This is a genomic window from Salipiger thiooxidans (assembly GCF_900102075.1).
Taxonomy (GTDB): Bacteria; Pseudomonadota; Alphaproteobacteria; order Rhodobacterales; family Rhodobacteraceae; genus Salipiger; species Salipiger thiooxidans.
On record NZ_FNAV01000007.1, the window covers coordinates 182,819 to 199,338 of the forward strand.

13 protein-coding genes and 4 pseudogenes are annotated in these 16,520 nt (G+C 67.2%); 9 read left to right on the top strand and 8 right to left on the bottom strand.

Annotated elements, in window-relative coordinates:
- Positions 1 to 448: 448 nt before the first annotated feature.
- Both BLQ77_RS12355 and BLQ77_RS12360 read left to right on the top strand, forming a co-directional pair.
- Entirely contained in the window at positions 449 to 697 is a 249-nt protein-coding gene (locus BLQ77_RS12355; protein ID WP_008888169.1) for a hypothetical protein, read from the top strand.
- A gap of 298 nt (positions 698 to 995) precedes the next feature.
- Positions 996 to 2,861 carry an ABC transporter ATP-binding protein gene (locus BLQ77_RS12360; protein WP_089959718.1) on the top strand — a complete coding sequence of 622 codons (1,866 nt, stop codon included), beginning with the start codon at positions 996 to 998 and terminating at the stop codon, positions 2,859 to 2,861.
- 37 nt (positions 2,862 to 2,898) lie between these two features.
- Here BLQ77_RS12360 and BLQ77_RS12365 read toward each other — a convergent pair whose 3' ends face one another.
- From BLQ77_RS12365 to BLQ77_RS12400, 8 genes and pseudogenes are all read right to left on the bottom strand, one after another.
- A complete protein-coding gene (locus BLQ77_RS12365; RefSeq protein ID WP_089959504.1) occupies positions 2,899 to 3,951 on the bottom strand; it encodes an AbrB family protein in 1,053 nt (350 codons plus the stop codon).
- Positions 3,952 to 4,180: 229 nt separating this feature from the next.
- On the bottom strand, positions 4,181 to 5,188 hold the full coding sequence (locus BLQ77_RS12370) for a zinc-dependent alcohol dehydrogenase family protein (protein ID WP_089959507.1): 1,008 nt from the start codon (positions 5,186 to 5,188) through the stop codon (positions 4,181 to 4,183).
- A gap of 108 nt (positions 5,189 to 5,296) precedes the next feature.
- On the bottom strand, positions 5,297 to 6,031 hold the full coding sequence (locus tag BLQ77_RS12375; protein WP_089959511.1) for a class II aldolase/adducin family protein: 735 nt from the start codon (positions 6,029 to 6,031) through the stop codon (positions 5,297 to 5,299).
- 96 nt (positions 6,032 to 6,127) lie between these two features.
- Positions 6,128 to 6,595: pseudogene (locus tag BLQ77_RS12380) on the bottom strand (3-hydroxyacyl-CoA dehydrogenase NAD-binding domain-containing protein); the annotation flags it as partial.
- Positions 6,592 to 7,296: pseudogene (bcoG, locus tag BLQ77_RS12385) on the bottom strand (3-dehydrocarnitine:acetyl-CoA trimethylamine transferase BcoG); the annotation flags it as partial. The pseudogenes bcoG and BLQ77_RS12380, both read right to left, overlap by 4 nt.
- A gap of 10 nt (positions 7,297 to 7,306) precedes the next feature.
- Positions 7,307 to 7,756: pseudogene (locus tag BLQ77_RS12390) on the bottom strand (acyl-CoA dehydrogenase family protein); the annotation flags it as partial.
- An 87-nt stretch (positions 7,757 to 7,843) separates the two neighbouring features.
- Positions 7,844 to 7,969: a hypothetical protein gene (locus BLQ77_RS29640; RefSeq protein WP_278184696.1), complete on the bottom strand. Its 126-nt coding sequence runs from the start codon at positions 7,967 to 7,969 to the stop codon at positions 7,844 to 7,846.
- A gap of 114 nt (positions 7,970 to 8,083) precedes the next feature.
- A pseudogene (locus tag BLQ77_RS12400) lies at positions 8,084 to 9,241 on the bottom strand (IS5 family transposase).
- A 216-nt stretch (positions 9,242 to 9,457) separates the two neighbouring features.
- On the opposite strand from BLQ77_RS12400, the gene BLQ77_RS12410 reads away from it, so the two are divergent.
- From BLQ77_RS12410 to BLQ77_RS12445, 7 genes are all read left to right on the top strand, one after another.
- Positions 9,458 to 10,033 carry a LysR substrate-binding domain-containing protein gene (locus tag BLQ77_RS12410; protein ID WP_242661703.1) on the top strand — a complete coding sequence of 192 codons (576 nt, stop codon included), beginning with the start codon at positions 9,458 to 9,460 and terminating at the stop codon, positions 10,031 to 10,033.
- A gap of 739 nt (positions 10,034 to 10,772) precedes the next feature.
- Complete coding sequence (locus tag BLQ77_RS12415; RefSeq protein WP_008888196.1) at positions 10,773 to 11,024, top strand: hypothetical protein; 252 nt, start codon at positions 10,773 to 10,775, stop codon at positions 11,022 to 11,024.
- 287 nt (positions 11,025 to 11,311) lie between these two features.
- The gene (locus tag BLQ77_RS12420; RefSeq protein WP_089959514.1) at positions 11,312 to 13,648 is read left to right on the top strand and encodes a multicopper oxidase family protein; all 2,337 of its coding nucleotides are present in this window, start codon (positions 11,312 to 11,314) and stop codon (positions 13,646 to 13,648) included.
- A 227-nt stretch (positions 13,649 to 13,875) separates the two neighbouring features.
- On the top strand, positions 13,876 to 14,184 hold the full coding sequence (locus tag BLQ77_RS28745) for a cyclophilin-like fold protein (RefSeq protein ID WP_089959517.1): 309 nt from the start codon (positions 13,876 to 13,878) through the stop codon (positions 14,182 to 14,184).
- A gap of 315 nt (positions 14,185 to 14,499) precedes the next feature.
- Positions 14,500 to 15,561, top strand: coding sequence for an MBL fold metallo-hydrolase (locus BLQ77_RS12435; protein ID WP_089959519.1), 1,062 nt, complete (start codon positions 14,500 to 14,502; stop codon positions 15,559 to 15,561).
- A gap of 257 nt (positions 15,562 to 15,818) precedes the next feature.
- Entirely contained in the window at positions 15,819 to 16,079 is a 261-nt protein-coding gene (locus tag BLQ77_RS12440) for a hypothetical protein (protein WP_089959521.1), read from the top strand.
- Positions 16,080 to 16,237: 158 nt separating this feature from the next.
- Positions 16,238 to 16,495: a hypothetical protein gene (locus tag BLQ77_RS12445; protein ID WP_131822011.1), complete on the top strand. Its 258-nt coding sequence runs from the start codon at positions 16,238 to 16,240 to the stop codon at positions 16,493 to 16,495.
- Positions 16,496 to 16,520 lie beyond the last annotated feature (25 nt).

Genomic DNA, 16,520 nt, shown 5'->3' on the forward strand with positions numbered 1-16,520 from the left:
GTCTCGTGCATCGGCGCGCGCGGCGCCTTGATCTGGATCATGAAAACAGCCGAAGGCGAGAGCGCATTGCCTCGGCGGGGCGTCTGATGCGCGGGCGGTGCGGTCGCAGTGCGCCGAACAGTTTTCGTACAGCCTCCGTGAGGTGCGCGCATACGCACAGAACTTATGAATGAATGCGAACCGCTGTGTAAAAGGTCATCTGTTCACGAACATTCAGCGGATTTGCGATCACACTGCGCCAGCGCTTCCCAGCATTCCCTGGCCCTGGGCATGCGCTGGTGCGCGAAGACTCACTTTCAAGGCCACGAGTTCGCGAGCGGCAGTGAGGTTCGGCGTGATTTGAAAGCCGCCGCGGCGGGGACGATATCAGCCTCATTCGACAGACGCCGAACACGAGAAACGATCGCGCTTCGGCGCACCGCAAACCGAAATCGAAAAGGAACGCATCATGAAAAACGTTGCACTCATCGCCGCCGCCGCCCTGACCGCCGCCACCACCTTTGCTGGCGTCGCATCGGCGCAGACCTTCAAAACCGGCGACTTCGCCCGCTCGGCTCTGGAGCGTATCGCACCCGACGCCGACGTGGCTGCTCTGAGCAATGCGCAGGCGGTTGCCGTGTACCAGGTGGTTCAGGACGAAACCGGCGCAGCCAACCAGAAGGCCCGCGCCGAGTCGATGATCCGCTCCTATCAGTAATCGCGGCCTTCCCGGTTTCGCCCCGCGCGATGACCGAGGAGATCCGGGGATCTGACGAAAAAGGGGTGTCCGTGAGGACACCCCTTTTTTGCGTGTGAGAGGGCAGCGCAGTCATTCACGAGACAACGGCAGCATACCTCTCATCAACCGAAGGTGATTGGCCCTCGACCCGCTTTCGGGAGACGTACGGACCGATGCACAGCGCCACGCCGTTCCGCGGCCCAGCTTCGTCGTGTCCATCAATTACCCATTGCCCTGTCGATCCAAACCCGCCAACGGGCCCGGAGCCATGTTCCCCATGTTTGACCGCACCGTGAAAATCGAAACGCCGGATGCGCAGGACAACGCCGCGCCAGATCCGGCCTCCGCGCCCGCGTCCGAGAGCAAGGCGGCGCGGAAGAAGAGAAGGTCGCAGAAGTCCCGGCAGCGCATCCGGGCGCTCATTCTGTCGAGCCTCCGGTCGCAGTCGAAGACCTACATCATCGCCATCCTCGCCATGGTCGTCGGTGCCTCGGGTGCTGCGCTGACCGCGTGGGTGATGGAGGGCATCGTCGACGCGATGAACGACAGCGGCAACATGCGGCGGGTGTTCTCGGTCTCGGTCACGGTGGCGGCGATCTTCACGGTCAAGGGCCTCGCGAGCTACGTGCAGGCGGTGTTCATGACCCGGGCCGGAAACCGCATCGTGGCGATGCTGCAGATCCGGTTCTACGAGCAGTTGTTGCGGCAGGGCGTCGCCTTCTTCAACGTCAACGAATCCTCGAGCATCCTGCTGCACAGCTCGCGCAGCGCCCAGAAGGCGCGGCAGATCATCGACCTCGTCGTGACCTCCTTCGTTCGCGACATCCTCACGCTCTGCGGGCTGATCTTCGTGATGTTCTGGCAGCAGCCGGTGCTGACCCTCGTGGCGCTGGTGATCGGGCCGATCCTGATGGTCGTCGTCCGGGTGATCATCAAGCGGGTGCGCGCCATCGTCGAAAAGGAGACGAGCTCGCTCACCGAAATCCTGAAGGTCACGCAGGAGACCGCCGCGGGCTTTGCGGTGATCAAGCTCTTCGGGCTCGAGGACCGGATGGCCGCGCGCATGAACACCGCCGTGCGACAGGTCGAGGAGCGTTCCAACGCCGTCGCACGGATGCAGGCCATCACCTCGCCGCTGGTCGAGACGCTCTCGGGCCTCGTCATCGCGGCGGTGGTGATGATCAGCGCCATCGACCTCTTCGACGGCCAGCCCACCACGCCGGGTCAGCTCATGTCCTTCATCACCGCGCTGCTCATGGCCTACGAGCCGGCGAAGCGGCTGACCCGGCTGCGCGTGCGGCTCGAGGCGCTGATCAAGCCGGTGCACATGATGTTCGATCTGATCGAGACGCCGCCCGCCATCGGGACCGAGGACGAGACGCGCGACCTCGTCCCGGGGCCGGGCGAAATCGAGATGCGCGGGGTGTCGTTCGGCTATCGCGAGGGGCAGGACGTGCTTCGCGCGCTTGACCTGCGCTTCGAGGCGGGCAAGACCACGGCGCTCGTCGGACCGTCGGGCAGCGGCAAGTCCACCATCCTTCAACTGCTCATGCGGCTCTATGATCCGACCTCGGGCGAGGTGGTGGTCGACGGGCAGGACCTGCGCCGGATCGCGCCGAAATCGCTGCATCGCACGCTGTCCTATGTCGGGCAGGAGACCTTCCTCTTCTCGACCACGGTGATGGACAACCTGCGGGTCGCCCGCCCCGATGCGAGCGACGAGGAGGTGATCGCCGCGGCGCGGAACGCCAATGCGCATGACTTCATCTCGGCGCTGCCACAGGGCTATCAGACCGAGGTTGGCGAGAACGGCGCGCTGCTGTCCGGCGGCCAGCGCCAGCGCCTCGCGATTGCGCGCGCCTTCCTGCGCAGCGGCCGGATTCTGCTGCTCGACGAGGCCACCAGCGCGCTCGATGCGGACTCCGAGCGGCTGATCCGCGAGGCGATGCAGCGGGTGAGCAGGGAGACGACGACCGTGGTCATCGCCCACCGCCTGTCGACGGTGATGGACGCCCATCGCATCCACTTCATCGAGGACGGGCAGGTGATCCAGTCGGGCAGCCCCTCCGAGCTGCTGCAGGCAGACGGGCCCTTCCGGGTGCTCTTCGAGCAGCAATTCGGCGGGATGGTGCAGGAGGCCTGAGCGGGCTCCGTGCGGCCGTCAGCGGCCGACGCTGCGTTCAGTCCCGGCGGCCCGAGCGTCGGGCGGCGAAGCGCGCCAGCGGCGGGCCGAAGAACAGCACGATCAGGAAGCGCATGGTCTGCAGCGCCATGACGAAGGGCAGGTCGACCTGCGTCGAGGCGGCGATGATGGCGACGGAATCCATGCCTCCGGGGCTGGTCGCGAGATAGGCGGTCACCGGGTCGATGCCGAGCCAGAAATGCAGCATCGCCGCGAGGCAGCCGCTGAAGGCCAGCAGCGCGAGGATCGAGCCGATGATCTTCGGAAGCGCCCGCCACGCATAGGCCAGAACGGCGGTGCTGAAGCCTAGTCCGATGCGCCAGCCGAGCATCGCGTAGGCCAGCGCGAGGAACCATTCCGGCAGTTGGAAATGACCGAGCCCGCTGACGTTGAGGACGATGCCCACCAGCATCGGCACCAGCATCTGGCCCGCGGGGATGCGCGACAGGCGCCCCAGCCAGCTTCCGCCCAAGATCAGCGCCGCGGTCACCGCCAGCGCCGACCAGTCGGGGGCGGGGAACCAGACCGTCTCGCCCGTGGCGCTGCCGCTGCCGTCGCCCCAGAGCCCGGCCAGCAGCGAGGCCGCGAGCGCCACGAAGAGCACCCGCAGGTACTGCATGAACGCCACGAGCCGCACGTCGGCGCCGAAGGCCTCGGCCATGAGCGTCATCGCCGTCGCGGCCCCGGGCCACGAGCCCCAGATCGCGGTGGTGCCGGGCAGCACGTTCCAGTGGCTCAGCATCAGTCCGAGCGCGGCGCTGGCCATCAGGATCAGGATCACCACGCCCAGATAGATCGGCCAGTCCTCCGCGAGGTTGCTGAGCACCTCCATCGAGATCGACGAGGCCACGAGCACGCCCACGGTCGCCTGTGCCAGCTGGAAGGGGATCACCGGCACCCTCAGGCCGAAGCCCCGCGCGCCGCAGATGACGCCCGCAATCATCGGCCCTAGAAGCAGCGCCGCCGGGACCCCGACCAACTCCATTCCGACGCCGAAGATGAGCGACAGCGCAACGAGGACGCCCCATTTCTGTCCCGCTCTCATCGTCATCCGCTGCATTCCTTCCGATCTCGCCGGATATCTCCGACATAGGCCGGAGATGTGCAATCGACATGCCGGGGTATTATTTGCCAGATCCGTGTGGCGCGGGGGCCGATCGGGGGCGGAGCCACGGCGATCCGCACACCTGCCACCTCCGGCCAGAGCGGGCGGAGGTGGCAGGCCCGGTGAAGATGCTGTCTGCCGCCGACGACCCCAAGGACGTCGCAGGACCCGACGCCTACATCGTCACGCAGATCTTGCCGAAATGCGCGCCGCTTTCCTGATGGCGGAAGGCCTCGGCCAGGTCGGCGAGCGGGAAGCTGCGGTCGATGACGGGGCGGAGTTCCAGCGCCTCGAGGCCCCTGACAAAATCGAGCTGGTGCTGCCGCGAGCCGACGATCAGGCCCTGAAGGCGCTGTTGCCGGGCCATCAGCAGCGCGGTGGGGATCTCGCCCGAGCGGCCGGTCAGCACGCCGATCAGCGCAATATGGGCGCCCGGGCGGCCGGCGACGATCGACTGCGCCAGCGTCGCCGGCCCGCCGACCTCGACCACGATGTCGACGCCGCGCCCGCCGGTGAGACGGCGCATCTCCTCGCCCCATTCCGGCGTGGTGCGGTAGTTCATGACGTGATCGGCGCCGAGCGTGCGCAGACGGTCGAGCTTGGCATCCGAGGACGAGGTGGCGATCACCGTCGCCCCCATCGCCTTGGCCAGTTGCAGCGCGTAGATCGACACGCCGCCGGTGCCCAGCACGGCCACCGTGTCGCCAGCCTTGATCCCGGCATCGACCACCAGCGCGCGCCACGCGGTGAGGCCCGCGGTGGTGATCGTCGCGGCCTCTTCGTGGGTCCAGCCCTCCGGCGCGCGGGTGAACCACGAGGCGGGCAGGGTGACGCGCTCGCGGGCGTAGCCGTCGCGGCCGTCGCCGGGGGTGGTCGAGAAATCGCTGGGCCGGTCGTCGCCGGTCTGCCAGTCGGGGAAGAAGCAGGACACCACGCTGTCGCCCACTGCAAGACCGTCGACGCCCTCGCCCACGGCCTCGACCACGCCGGCCCCGTCGGCCATCGGGATGCGCCCGTCGGGCAGTGCGCCCTCGACCGCGCAGACGCGGTAGTCGTGGTAGTTGAGCGAGCTGGCGTGGATCCGAACGGTGATCTCGCCGGGACCGGGGGCGGCCGGGTCGCTCATGTCGCTCATCACGAGGTTGTCGAGCCCGCCGGGGGCCTTGATCGCCACCTGTTTCATGGGGAATGCCTTTCGTCTTGTGCCTTGCCTGCCCGCCTCGGGGCGGGCGCTGGGGCTAAGCTAGCCCCGGGACGCGGCGCTTCCATCCCGGAGCGTCCCTTGCAGGTGTCAGGCGCGGTAGTCGCGGCCCAGCCCGTCGATGGAGCGCAGATGTGGGTCCCATTCGAGCAGCAGGTCGCCGTCTTCCTCGTTCATCTGCACGTATTGCTGGTGCACCCGCGCGGCGATGTCGTCGCCGACCAGCCGCAGCGTCTGGCCCGAGGAGGTCGCCGCGACCTGGATCTCGCAGGCGCGCTCGAGGTAGAACATGTTGTTGAACATCTCCGCCGCGCTGCGGCCGGTGGCGATGAGCCCGTGGTTGCGCAGCACCAGCACCGGGTGGGTGCCAAAATCCGCCACGATGCGCTCACGCTCTTCCAGATCGAGCGCGATGCCCTCGAAATCGTGGTAGGCGATGCGGTTGTGGAACTGCAGCGAGATCTGGTTGAGCGGCAGCAGCCCCTCCTCCATGCAGGACACGGCCACGCCCGCGCGGGTGTGGGTGTGCATGATCCATGCCGCATCGTGCCGGTTCATGTGCACCGCCGAGTGAATGGTGAAGCCCGCCGGGTTCACCCGGTGCGGGCTGCCGTCGACCTTGTTGCCGTCGACGTCGATCTTGACCAGCGACGAGGCGGTGATCTCTTCCCAGCGCCAGCCGTAAGGGTTGATCAGGAAATGCCCGTCCTCGCCCGGCACACGCGCGGTGATGTGGGTGTAGATCAGGTCGGTGAACTTGTGCAGCGCCGCAAGGCGGTAGCAGGCGGCAAGCTCTTCGCGGGTCTGTTTCTCTTCGGGGGACATGGTCTCTCTCAGCGTTGGCCGACCGACCCGCCGGCGCCCGGGGCAGGGCGTCCGGCATGGGCGGCGGCAAGGGTTTCAAGTGCCGCCTGCACCTGCGGCTCGGGCGGGCAGCTCGGGCGCGCCCGAGATCTCGGCCAGCGGCAGCAGGTAGACCGGGTTGAACGGGTGCACGACCACGACCGGCGCGTCCCCGGCGGCGAGATCCGAGGCCTTGAAGCCGGACGTCGACGAGGCGATGAAGCCACCTTCCGGCAGGGCGCCGGCAATTTGGGCATAGACCTTGTGCTGCAGATCGAGCAGTTCCGACACGCTTTCCTGCACCCAGTCAGCACCCGCTTCGAGGCTGTCGCAATAGCTCAGCCGGCCCTGGGGCGGCAGCGCTCGGTCGGAGAACGCCGGCAGCGAGGCGCGGGCCCGGTCGAGCACCGCGCCGATCTTGCGCGCTGCCTGCGGATCGGGATCGAACACCGCGACGTTCCAGCCGTTGAGCAGGAAGCGTGCCGCCCAACCGCCGCCGATCACGCCGCCGCCGACGATGGCGGCCTTCAGCTGGGGTGCGCTCATGCGGGCACCGGCATGTCGCGCTTCACGAGGCCGAGCTGGTCGCGCACCTCTTGGGGTGTCTTCAGCGACGCGCCCATGTTCGAAAGGATGGCCGCGGCCTTCTCGACCAGCTGCGCATTGGTCGCGAAAACGCCACGGTCGAGGTAGAGGTTGTCCTCGAGTCCGACCCGCACGTTGCCCCCGGCAAGGGCTGCTGCGGCCACATAGGGCATCTCGTCCCGACCGAGGCTGAACGCCGACCAGGTCCAGCCGGCGGGCACGTTGTTGACCATCGCCATGAAGGTGTTCATGTCCCCCGGCGCGCCCCACGGGATGCCCATGCAGAGCTGCACCAGCGCAGGATCGTCCAGCACGCCTTCCTTCACCAGCTGCTTGGCGAACCACAGGTGCCCGGTGTCGAAGGCCTCGATCTCGGGCTTCACGCCAAGCTCGGTCATCATCCGGCCCATGGCGCGCAGCATCTCGGTGGTGTTGGTCATCACGTAGGTGCCATCCCCGAAATTCATCGACCCGCAATCGAGCGTGCAGATTTCGGGAAGGCACTCGCGGATATGCGCCATGCGCTCGCTGGCGCCCGCCATGTCGGTATTGGCGGTGTCGAGTTGCATCGGGGTCTCGACATCGCCGAAGGTCAGGTCGCCGCCGGTGCCTGCGGTGAGGTTCAGTACCAAGTCGGTGTCGGACAACCGGATGCGGTCGGTAGAGCCATTCGTTCACCACCCAGTCGCCGCCGTCGCGCACGGCCTGACATTTCATGCCGCGCACATCCGAGCCGGCATCGGGCTCGGTCATCGCCAGAGCATCCATCTTCTCGCCGCGCACCGCGGGCATCAGGTACTTCTCGACCTGTTCCCCCTCGCAGGCCATCAGGATGTTCTGCGGCCGTCCGAAGAAATGCGTCAGCGCCATCGAGCCGCGGCCAAGCTCGCGCTCGACCAGCGCGAAATCGACATGGGACAGGCCCGGGCCGCCGACGCTCTCGGGGAAGTTCGAGGCGTAAAAGCCCAGATCGAGGCACTTTTGCTTGATGTTCTGCGCAATCTCGGCGGGCACCTCGCCGCTGCGCTCGACGAGCGCCTCGTGCGGCTGGATCTCGTTCTCGACGAAGCTGCGCACGGTGGAGACGATCATCTCCTGTTCTTCGGTCAGTCCAAAATCCATGGGTCACCCCTTTCTTTGGGTCGGGAATGTGGGGGGTGCAGGTGGGAGGGGCCGCGCCGCCGGGGGCCGCACGGGGTCAGGTGAGGGTCAGCGGGCCTGTCGTTCCTTGTGCAGGAGCATGGCGGCGCGGATCACCACCAGCACCGTGACCACGAGGATCAGCAGCACCGAGAGCGTGGCGATGGCCGGGTTGACGTTGTCGCGCAGGCCCATTCACATGCGGCAGGGCAGGGTGATCGTCTCGACCGAGGTGACGAAAAGCTTCACGCCGAGACTCTGTCGCACAAATCGGCTGATGATCAGGCTCCCCCCTTTCCCCGGACGGAATTATCCCACGGCCACAGGAACGGGTATGCCGAACGCGGTGTAACCGTTCATGACGGCGATTCTTACTTGGACTTCCGCAACCTCACGGTCGCAATCCCGTGCCATAAGCCGCTGGCCCGTCAGTTTCGCGCAATGCATCCACTGACCGGCAGGGTCATGCGCAGCATGATCCCGGCAGGTTTCGTCCCGACACGGCTCCGGCGGTGGTATCCGCTCCATCCACTGCCCGGCAGGCGCATCCGCAGGAGGCTGCCGAGAGGGGTCGCCAGATGGCGCGACCTAGGTATTTCGACGCGCGAAACGCCTCGTTGCGCGCGATTGCGCCTGCTGTCGTGGGGTTCCAGGGCTTTGCGTTCCTGCGGGGGTGAAGGGCGGCCCGGAATTGATCCGGTGGATCAATTCAGCCCTGAACGGGCGGAGCCCCGGGGGGATGACAGCATGTGCGCCGCGATCAGCGATAGCGTCGTTGCACTTGCGCGCGTCATAGGCACCGTCGGCGATGACGCTGCCGATCTGCTCATCCGCCGGGATCTGGCCGAGCAGATCGGGCAGAACAGGTGCGTCGCCGATATGGTTTCCTATGATTTCAACGGCTCGGACGTCCAGTGTTTGCTCGTCAATCCCGAGATGGATCTTGCGCCAGACCCGCCTTTTGGGGCCTCCATGCTTGCGGGCGTGCCACTCGCCTTCGCCCTCAATCCTGATCCCGGTGCTGTCCGCTGCCCGGCAGGGCATTGCGCAGCAATGTCCCGAGAGGGATCAGCAGGTGCAGCGCCCCCCTGGAGCCGCGACGGGGGATGTTCACGGCAAGGGTCTGCTGGCGCCGGGACAGGGTGCTGAAGTCGGGCACCGTCCAGTTGAGGCCAACCAGCCGCAGCAGGCTCTCGACGAAACCGGTCGTCTGCCGCAAAGCCATGCCGAACAGCACCTTCATCGTCAGGCAAGTTTGAATGGCGGTATCGCCGCAGCTCTGTTGTCGGCCACGCCTGCCAGTCGGCGTGGCATCCCAAATCATCTCGGGGTCAAACCAACCTCTCGTGACATTGCTGCGCAATGCACTGACGGTCAGTAGATCGTCAGAGAGCCACGGCGCTTGAGCGCTTCATTGCAGGCCGGCCAGTTCCTGGTCTTGTAGGCTGGGGGCGTAGGTTGGCTCATGCAACCCAGATACCATATTGGATTCACAAAATGAATCGCTCACGCGATTTGTGCAGCAGAGCCTCGCTCATGTGCAGAAGCGTCGCTTCCTTGAGGATCCCGGGGTCGTTGAAGTTCTCGAACCGGCCGAGATAGGCGGGGCTGCAAAGCGGGGTGAACTCGACTGCGAACAGCGGTTCGGTCTTCAGGTGGGCGCGCGGCTCCTGCCCGAAGGCGATGAAAGTGTCGGTCTCGGGGTTGCCCGAGTTCTACGCCGCGCATCCGGAGATGACGGTGAACGTGCAGGCCCCCGCGACGGGACTGCCGCATCTTTCGCCCGGTATCGGCATCGCCATCCGCTACGGCACCGGCGGCTGGCGCGAGGGCAGGACGCTCCAGCTCTTCGACGAGCGGGTCTGTCCGGTGGCCGCGCCCGCCCTGCTGGAGCGGTTGCAGGCCGAGGGCGTGGGTCTCGACCGGGCGCCGCTCTTCCATGTGCGAAGCCCGCACAACCAGCACTGGGCGGGGTGGGAGGATTACCTGCGCGCCCGGGGCATCCCACGGGCGCGTCTCTCGGGGCAGATCTTCAACAACTACGTGCAGGCGGCGCAGGCGGCGCTCGACGGGCGCGGGGTCATGCCGGGCTGGCGCTCCATCGCGAGCCGCGCGGTGCGCGACGGGGCGCTGCGGATGTGGCAGGACGGGGAACTCGACCTCGGCACGTCCTATTTCGTCACCGGGGCGCGGCGTCTCTCCGGCCCCGGGCGGGTGTTCCCCGACTGGATCACGGCGGTTGATCGGGCGCCCGCCTGATGGGCCGTGTCTTGCCATGCGCTGAGGGCAGGGCAGGTCTGCAGTGCTGACCATTGCGCTGCGTCGCAGCAATTGCTAGTTTAGCGTTAACGGCGCAGCGATGTGCCAGAGAGTTTCCTGGGGTTCTCTCCTCCTCCCTGAACCCCGGAAATCAGCGGCGACCCTCTCTCCTCCTCCCTGAGGGTCGCCGCGCTCCCCTCTTCCTTTACAGATCCGGTGGACGAGGCCGTTCCGTTTTCCGTCACACCTCTGACCGTGGCCGGCGTCTTTCGCGTCCGGTCTCTCGCGGTCCCGCGCGATGAGGACTCGCTTGTACAAGGCTGCGAGTCGCCGCCGCGCTGTGGGCTGTCAAACCGGCATGGGCTCGCCATGGTTGGGCCTTCCTTTGCGGGAAAGGGCTTGTTTCATGGATAATCCGTGATTGTGGCCTTGTATCGTCATATCGGTGCGATTTTGCACAGTCATGTGCGGATTTTTGAAACCGACCGGTTTTGCAACCCTGAGATCACGGAAACTCCCACCCGCGAGATTGCAGGAACCGGTCGAAATATCATATTTCCGCAGGATTATGAGACGCATATTGCGCCCGTTGATCCCATCTTCACACAATCGCGAGAGCGTTCGTGAGCCATTCGGTGATTTGCAAACGTCGGATCAAAGGATCAGATATCTCTCATCCGAAACACACGGAAGTTCGTGACGCACCTGAATGTGCGTCAGCACACTGAAAGGGACCAAAATGAAAAACGTCGCACTCTTCACCGCCGCCGCTCTTGCAGCATCGACCCTCTTCTCCGGCGCCGCTTCGGCCCAGAGCTCCTACAACACCGGCGATTTCGCCCGTGCCGCTCTCGAGAAGATCGCTCCGAACGCTGACGTGTCGGCCCTGAGCAACGCCGAGGCTGTCGCCGTGTTCCAGGCCGTCCAGTCCGAAAACAGCGCCGGTAACCGCGCAGCTCGCGCCGAGTCGATGATCAACGACTTCAACTGAGCCCGTCGGACCACCGACACCCCGATCCGTTCAGGATCCCACAGGGGCGCCATTCGTGGCGCCCCTTTATGAGTCTGCCCCCATAGGACCACCCGTCCCGAGCCCCGCCGGGAAACCTCCGGTCGTCGCGGACAGCCCCCGGATCCGACCGTCCCGGGCACAGATGCACTCACTTTTTTTACGTGTGATAGCGCATTCCATTCAATCTTGAAGCGAATCCGTTCGCGTGAGACGATCCTTGGATACTCGCGAACCATTTGAAATTCAGATTGAGGACCCGATTTGCCATGCGCTCTCAGCTCATTCGTCGATCGACGCGGCACGCCGTTTCCGGACTCGTCGTCTTTGTTTCCCTGACCGCGAGCGGTGCCACCGCACAGGACATCGCCACGCTGCCCCGCGCCGCCGCCATGGCCCGGACCTCGACGCCGGACTGGCTGGTGCCCACCGGCGGGATGGAGCTCGCGCCGCCCGCGCAGGCCGAAGCGATGATCGAGACCGACGACTGCCTCGGGGCGGATGTCTGTTACGACCTCTCCCTGCGCTATGTCGACGGCACCTTCCGCAACCCGTCCTTCCCCGAGGACGACCCCCGAGGCTTCGACGATGTGCGCCTGCGCGCCTACGCGGGGCTGGTACTCGACGACACCGGCGCGCCGGTCGCGCAGAACACCCCCTTCGTCGCACCGGTGGTCGAGATCGCGCCCGGTGACACGTTCCGCCTGACCTTCGAGAACGAGCTGCCGCGCCCGGGGGACATGGTGCTTCCGGGCGAGGCGGCGAACGGCGGGCCGCTGCGCTGCAGCGGGGAGCCCGCCGATCACAACACCCCGCATTGCTCGAGCTTCAACCTCACCAACGTGCACACCCACGGGCTCTGGGTCAGCCCCCTGGGGAACAGCGACAACGTGCTGCTGACGGTGAACCCGGGCATCAAGTTCACCTATGAGTACAACATTCCCAACGACCACCCGACGGGCACCTTCTGGTACCACGCCCACCGTCACGGCTCGACCGCCCCGCAGGTGTCGAGCGGCATGGCGGGCATCCTGCTCATCCGCGGCAACCGGCAGCCGGTGCTCGGGGCCGGGGGCTGGGCGCTGCCGGGGGATCTCGACGTGGTGCTGCCGCGCCCGGGGGTCGGCTCCTACAACGTGACCTTCCCAGAGCGCACCATGCTGTTCCAGCAGATCGCCTATGCCTGCCGCTGGACGCGCGCGCAGTTGAACGCGCTGGCCGATGGCGGAACGGCACCGGACGCGCTGCCCGCGGTGGGCTCGATCAAGACCGACCCGGCCACGGGCAACTGGATCTGCGACGAGGGCGACGTGGGCGGGGTCGAGCCCGGCCCGGTCAGCGCCTTCGACCAGCTCACGCCCGCCGCATGGCCCGCCTCGGGACGCTACACCGCGATCAACGGCGGCATCCAGCAGGAGCAGCCCGGCGCCGTCGCCGGGCGGGTCGAGCGCTGGCGGCTCATCCACGGCGGGGTCCGCGAGACCATCGGCCTGCAGATCCGCAAGGTCGAATCCCAGCCCGCAGAGGCGCTGCGCACCCGGCTGGCCGACAGTGCCGAGGGCCGCGAGAGGGCGGGCGAGACCGTGGACCAGTTTTGCTCGGGCGAGCCCATCGAGCTCGTGCGCGTGGCGACCGACGGGCTGACGCGGCCCGACATTCTTACCGGCTCCGAGGTCATCCTGCAGCCCGCCTATCGCGAGGACATCCTCGTGAGCTTCCCCTCGGAAGGCACCTACTGCATCGTCGATGCCGAGAGCGCGGCGCAGGCGGACATCAACGTCAACGACAATGACAGTGCCATCCTCGGCTTCATCGAGGTGGCGCCCGCGGAGGCCCCGCTCGAGGGCGGGGGCGGCGCGGACCACGTGCTGGCGATGCTCGGGCAGTCGATCTCGGAGACGATCACCGACCCGGCCGCGCGCGATGCCGCGCTCTCGGATCTCGCCGACGGCCGGCTCGACGCCTTCGTCAAGCACCGCGATATCGCGGATCCCGAGGTCTCGGGGCATCAGACCGTGGGCTTCGCGCTCAACCTCAACCCCACGGGGGTCGCCTTCGAGATCGGGACCTTCGTGCCGACCCATGTCAGCAACGGTGCCCCCTTCGCGCTGGTCAATGCGGCCTCCTATGAGGCGACGCGGATCGACCGGGTGCTGCCGCTCGGCGGGGTCGACGAGTGGACGCTGTCCTCCTTCGGCAGCATCCCCGTGGGTCACCCGTTCCATATCCACGTGAACCCGTTCCAGATCGTCGAGGTGCTGAAGTACCGGCCCGATCCCGGCTGCCCCTCGGCCGAGGGCGCGCAAGGCTGCGACATCGATCCGAACGATCCCTCGACCTACATCGACGTGAGCGGCCCGGACGGGATCGAGCCACAGTACGCGGGTTTCAAGGGCGCGTGGAAGGACACGCTCTTCATCCTGCCGGGCTACCTCGTGAAGACGCGGACCCGCTACGAGCGCTACATCGGCGACTTCGTGATGCACTGCCACATCCTCGACCACGAGGATCAGGGGATGATGCAGAACATCCGCATCGCGCTCCCCGACGGCAAGGGCGGTTTCGACCGGCCGATGACGGAACACGGCGCGCATTCCGGCGGGTGAGATGGCGAGGCGCTGCGCGCGGCTGGGGTGCGGCGCGCCGTTTGCGGAGGCATATCGGTTGAGGCGGGGTTGAGGGTTGCATGGCCGTTGGCGATGGCATCCTCTGCCTCTGCCTCTGCCTCTGCCTCTGCCTCTGCCTCTGCCTCTGCCTCTGCCTCTGCCTCTGCCGCCCGGCGCGGGCTGTCGGGCCGCTCAACGCGCTCCGACCGAACCGGTGAGCAGGAGCGTTGCAGGCCAAAAGCGGCGGAACCGCCGACGCGTCCAGGGACTTCGCCTCGGTGCTGCCGATCGAGCTCACGCTGACCGATTGCCACGGCATCGAGAAGGTGGCGGACCTGCCCCGTCGGCTCGACGACCGCGGAAGCCCGCGTGCCTGTGTGCCGACGACCGGCCACATCGCGCAGTCCCGCCCGTCGAGCGACATTGCCATCTTCTCGCCCTCTGCCGGGTTGTTGCGGCTGAGGCGCTTCGACGGCGAGATGGGGACCATGGGCCGGAGCGGCGCGGTGCCGGTGCGGATCGAACGCGCCGAGTGATCCTGAGCGCTTCGCCGACAGGGTGCCGCCCCGCAGCCGCGGGCTATCGTTGAGCGCAATCGACGTACGGCGGACGGGCCCGGTCGATGACCTCAGGCATTTGGGGCGGGGGCTTCGAACGATCATCCTGCCCTCACCTCTCGACCAGCCCAGGCTCGCGCACTATCTCGGTTCTGAGATGGGTCGCGCTGCGGCCCGGCTGTTGAGCAAGATGGACAATGGCCAGCGTCCCGCAGCGCCGCCATTTCATGTTCCGAACCGAGTCCCCGATCCCGGGGGCCTGGATCTTTCCGCGTTTGTATCGAGGGATCCGTGATGAGCCGCCGTCCCGCCTTTCGCTCTGCCGCCGCGACCCTTGGGCTTGGCGCCGTGGGTGGGCTCTTTGCCGCCTGTGCGCGCGGGCCGCGCAACCCCTATTACAGCGGGCCGGTGAGCGATCACTTCGATGGCACGCGCTTCTTCAATCCCGACGGCGCGCCGCCCCGCGGCTTTCGCGACCTCCTGCGCTGGCGGTTCGGCGACAAGCCCGACGAGTGGCCCGCGACGGTGCCGCTTCAGGCGCAGGTCCGTCCCGCCGAGCGCGTCGATGACCTGACCGTCACGATGGTCGGCCATGCCACCATGCTGATCCAGACCGCCGGGCTCAACATCCTCACCGATCCGGTCTGGTCGGACCGGGCCTCGCCGGTCTCCTTTGCCGGGCCGAAGCGGGTGATCGCGCCGGGGATCGCCTTCGACGACCTGCCGCCCATCGACGTCGTGCTGCTGTCGCACAACCATTACGACCACCTCGACCTGGCCACGCTCGGGCGCCTGAAGGCCGCGCATGACCCGCGGGTCATCACGCCTCTCGGCAATGATACGTTGATCGCCGGGACGGGCCTGCGCTGCGAGACGCTGGACTGGGGAGACCAGACCACGGCGGCGCATCTGGGCGTGCATTGCGTGCCCTCGCACCACTGGTCCGCGCGCGGGGTCGGGGATCGGTCGATGGCGCTCTGGGGCGGGTTCGTGCTGACCGGAGGGGCGGGGCCGCTGCTCTTCATCGGCGACACCGGCTTCGATCAGGGCCGCCCCTACAGCGCCATCCCGGACCGCTTCGGCCCGCTGCGCGCGGCGCTGCTGCCCATCGGGGCCTACGATCCGGAATGGTTCTTGGCCGACCAGCACCAGAACCCGGACGAGGCGGTGCGGGGGCTCATGCTGAGCGGGGCAGCCTATGGCATCGGTCACCACTGGGGCGCCATCCAGCTCACCAACGAGTCCCGCGAGGCGCCGTTCGAGGCGCTTGAGACCGCCAAGCAGACCCATGGCATGGCCCCGGATCGCTTCCGCGCGCTGCGCCCGGGCGAGGCCTGGGCGATTCCCGCCGTCTGAAAAGGGTCCCGGCTCATTGATGGGCGGCGCTCATGCCTGCCTGTAGTCTTCCACAGATTTTCATGGAGCGGAGGCGCCGCTACATCGTGGGCCAGAGGCGGCCACCCTTGCCGCCGAGCGACCCAGCCGGCCCCAGGACGGGCCGCAAGATGAAAAGAGCTTCGGGGTGCTTCAGGAAATCCAGACCCTCCCCAACGGTGTCGCCAATCCGAAACCCGGCCTCGGCACATGGATGATCGACGACGACAAGGTTGCCGATGCCGTCAAGGCCGCCGGCGAACGTCTCGCGGCGGGGCTTCCTTGCAGGGTCCGGTACGCTGGTGCTTGCAACCGTGCTTCCGCTGCGCCCGAAGCGTGGGCAGGAGGCTGCTGTTGTCGAGGCCTGTCTCGAGCTGCGTCCGGATGCCACGGCGCTGCTGCGCAGCCCGTTCATCGAGGGCGGGCAGGTCATCTTCACAGCCTTGGCGCAGATCGTCGGCGAGGAGCGCGACCTCGCGCCCGAGAGCTTCTCGGTCTAGATCGCGCCCGCGGGCGGCCCCTTCGCCATCATGGGCGGCGACGGCCTGACCGGCGGCAGCATGTCGACCCGCACCGGCTACCGGGTGATGCGCAGGCCCTGCGCCGCCGCGGGGACGATGCTGTCGAGGCCTCAGAGCTGACCACCGAGCCCGGCACCGTGGTGTATGAGGCCTCGGGCCGTCGCGCCGCCCATGGCGATCTGGCCGCCGCCGCGATGGACACTCCCGCGCCTGCCGAGCCCGTGCTCAAGGATCCGGCCGGCTTCCGCTGGATCGGTTCGGACCTGCGGCTCTTCGGCGTGCGGGCGAAGTCGACCGACCGTCAGTCATATGCCATCGACGTCGCGGTCGACTGCATGCTGCTGGCCGCGCCTCGGCCTCACGCCACCCTCGTTCACCAACCGGGCCGGGACTGAGGCGATGCGCGGCGTGCACTCGGTG

Excerpts from the sequence above, each read along its gene's own strand:
- BLQ77_RS12375 (WP_089959511.1), bottom strand. The coding sequence starts at position 6,031 with ATGTCCCCCGAAGAGAAACAGACCCGCGAAGAGCTTGCCGCCTGCTAC.
- BLQ77_RS12435 (WP_089959519.1), top strand. The coding sequence starts at position 14,500 with ATGAGCCGCCGTCCCGCCTTTCGCTCTGCCGCCGCGACCCTTGGGCTT.
- BLQ77_RS12365 (WP_089959504.1), bottom strand. The coding sequence starts at position 3,951 with ATGACGATGAGAGCGGGACAGAAATGGGGCGTCCTCGTTGCGCTGTCG.
- BLQ77_RS29640 (WP_278184696.1), bottom strand. The coding sequence starts at position 7,969 with ATGGGCCTGCGCGACAACGTCAACCCGGCCATCGCCACGCTCTCGGTG.
- BLQ77_RS12440 (WP_089959521.1), top strand. The coding sequence starts at position 15,819 with ATGCCGTCAAGGCCGCCGGCGAACGTCTCGCGGCGGGGCTTCCTTGCA.
- BLQ77_RS12355 (WP_008888169.1), top strand. The coding sequence starts at position 449 with ATGAAAAACGTTGCACTCATCGCCGCCGCCGCCCTGACCGCCGCCACC.
- BLQ77_RS12370 (WP_089959507.1), bottom strand. The coding sequence starts at position 5,188 with ATGAAACAGGTGGCGATCAAGGCCCCCGGCGGGCTCGACAACCTCGTG.
- BLQ77_RS12410 (WP_242661703.1), top strand. The coding sequence starts at position 9,458 with ATGAAAGTGTCGGTCTCGGGGTTGCCCGAGTTCTACGCCGCGCATCCG.
- BLQ77_RS12415 (WP_008888196.1), top strand. The coding sequence starts at position 10,773 with ATGAAAAACGTCGCACTCTTCACCGCCGCCGCTCTTGCAGCATCGACC.
- BLQ77_RS12360 (WP_089959718.1), top strand. The coding sequence starts at position 996 with ATGTTTGACCGCACCGTGAAAATCGAAACGCCGGATGCGCAGGACAAC.
- BLQ77_RS12420 (WP_089959514.1), top strand. The coding sequence starts at position 11,312 with ATGCGCTCTCAGCTCATTCGTCGATCGACGCGGCACGCCGTTTCCGGA.